At 67.6% G+C, this 2,028-nt stretch carries 3 protein-coding genes; 1 reads left to right on the plus strand and 2 read right to left on the minus strand.

All coding sequences use genetic code 11. The annotated features are described in order from the left end of the window. The coding region (gene truB / locus SP5_RS09360) for a tRNA pseudouridine(55) synthase TruB (RefSeq protein WP_157013649.1) at positions 1–547 on the minus strand (547 nt) is incomplete at its 3' end. Between the two features lie 9 nt (positions 548–556). Continuing rightward, on the minus strand, positions 557–1,168 hold the full coding sequence (locus SP5_RS09365; protein ID WP_042487470.1) for a thymidine kinase: 612 nt from the start codon (positions 1,166–1,168) through the stop codon (positions 557–559). Between the two features lie 72 nt (positions 1,169–1,240). Here SP5_RS09365 and SP5_RS09370 point away from each other — a divergent pair, with 72 nt between their 5' ends. Further along, complete coding sequence (locus SP5_RS09370; RefSeq protein WP_042487473.1) at positions 1,241–1,804, plus strand: YceI family protein; 564 nt, start codon at positions 1,241–1,243, stop codon at positions 1,802–1,804. The last annotated feature ends 224 nt before the right edge of the window (positions 1,805–2,028 follow it).

The raw sequence follows: 2,028 nt of genomic DNA on the forward strand, positions 1-2,028 counted from the left end.
CGTCCGCGAGGGACTCGCCCAGTGGCTCCCCCCCTCCACCATTCGCTGGCGCGAACGGTCCCCCTCCCCGTTCCGGGGAGGATATGAGCGCGTAAATCGTCACAGCTCTGCTCGCCAGCACCACCTCTTCCCCCGCCCGTGCGAGGTCATAGGCGCGCTCGCCATCCACCTTCAGCGCGGAGTAAGCGGGCGGCACCTGGTCGATCGGCCCGGTGAAGCGCGGCAGCACCGCCTCCAGCGCGGCGCGAGTCGGGCGCACGTCGCTGGTCGCGACCACCTCGCCCTCGGCATCCAGCGTCGAGGTCTGCGCCCCGAACCGGATGGTGAAGTCATACACCTTGTCGCTGTCGAGCATCCGCCCGGCCAGCTTGGTCGCCTCGCCCACCGCGATCGGCAACACGCCGGTCGCCAGCGGATCGAGCGTGCCGCCATGGCCGACCTTGATACCCTTGCCATAGCCGCCCTGGCGCAAGCACCGCTTGACCGCGCTCACCCCTTGCGTCGAGCCCAGCCCCAGCGGCTTGTCGAGAATGATCCATCCATGCATCGGGCAGCGTTAGTCGGGCTTTGCCTCCGCCTCAAGCACCGGCTCCCCCGCCAGCGCCTCGCCGAAATGGCGGCGGCACAGCGCGACATAGCGGTCATTGCCGCCGATCTCGGTCTGCGCACCCTCGGCGATCGCCTTGCCCTGTCCGTCGACGCGCAGGTTCATCGTCGCCTTCGCCCCGCAGACGCAGACCGACTTGATCTCGCTGAGCGCATCGGCCAGCGCCAGCAGCCGCGCCGAACCGGGGAACAACTGTCCCTTGAAGTCCGTGCGCAGGCCGTAACACAGCACCGGAATGCGATGCCGGTCGGCCAGCCGCGCCAGCTGGTCGACCTGTTCGGGCGTCAGGAACTGCGCCTCGTCGACCAGGATACAGGCCAGCGGCGTGCGGCCATGCTGGTCGAGGGCGCAGGCCTCCAGATCGGTCGTCGCCTGAAACGGCGTCGCGGGCTGCGACAGGCCGATGCGCGAGGCGATGGTGCCATAGGCGAAGCGATCGTCGATCGCGGCGGTGAACAGCATCGTGTTCATCCCCCGCTCGCGATAGTTGAAATCGGCCTGCAACAGCATGGTCGATTTTCCCGCATTCATGCTGGCATAGTAAAAATAGAGCTTGGCCATGGCGGCCCCTTATCGGAAGGGGACGGCCTTTTCGAGCATGAGGTGGAAGGGTTGAGAATCGGTAATCTCGCGATGGTTGCGGTCGCGGCGCTGGCCAGCATGGCTTCCGCCAGCGGCACCGGCGCGATCGGCTATACGATCGATCCCGCCCATGCCCGCGTGCAGGCCAAGGTCGGCTTTTTCGGCCTGGCCAGCAAGACCGCGCGCTTTCCCCATAGCGAGGGCCATGTCGCATTGTCCGACCGCGATGCGAAGGCGGTGACGCTGGACGTCCGGATCGACACGCAGACGCTGGAGGCGGGCGACGCGCTCACCCGGTCGCGGTTGCGCGGGCCGGACTTTTTCGATGTCGACCATTATCCGCGCGTGACCTTCCACGCGGCTGGCATGACCCGCACCGGGCCACACAGCGCGACCGTGACGGGCACGATCTCCGCGCGGGGCGTCACGCGCCCGGCGGCGCTGGCCGTCGATTTCTCGCGCGACTTCGCCGCGATGTCGGGCCGCGAGCCAGTGCATATCACCGCGACGACGCGGATCGACCGGCGCGATTTCGGGATGACCGCCTATCCGCTGATCGTCGGGCGACAGGTGACGATCGCGATCGACGCGGACTTGGTGCCGGTCGGGGGGTGAGCCCCCCCCCTATTCTCGCCCCGTTTGGCCTGAGCCCTTCGGCTGGCTGGCAAGCCAGCCGCTCAGAATAGACTCGAGCCGAAGGCCAAGGGCATCCCCTTTTTTAAGGTTCGCGCAGAGGCGCAGCGGACGCAGAGGGGATTCGGTAGATCGGGATGAAGTGAGATTAACTCCCCCCTCCCCTTCAGGGGAGGGGATGGGGGTGGGGCGCTTCCGCAAGCGGG

The sequence above is a fragment of the Sphingomonas parapaucimobilis NBRC 15100 genome (genome assembly GCF_000787715.1).
Lineage (GTDB): Bacteria > Pseudomonadota > Alphaproteobacteria > Sphingomonadales > Sphingomonadaceae > Sphingomonas > Sphingomonas parapaucimobilis.

Bases quoted from the DNA above. Each gene is read 5' to 3' on its own strand.
- SP5_RS09370 (WP_042487473.1), top strand. From the start codon at position 1,241: ATGGTTGCGGTCGCGGCGCTGGCCAGCATGGCTTCCGCCAGCGGCACC.
- SP5_RS09365 (WP_042487470.1), bottom strand. From the start codon at position 1,168: ATGGCCAAGCTCTATTTTTACTATGCCAGCATGAATGCGGGAAAATCG.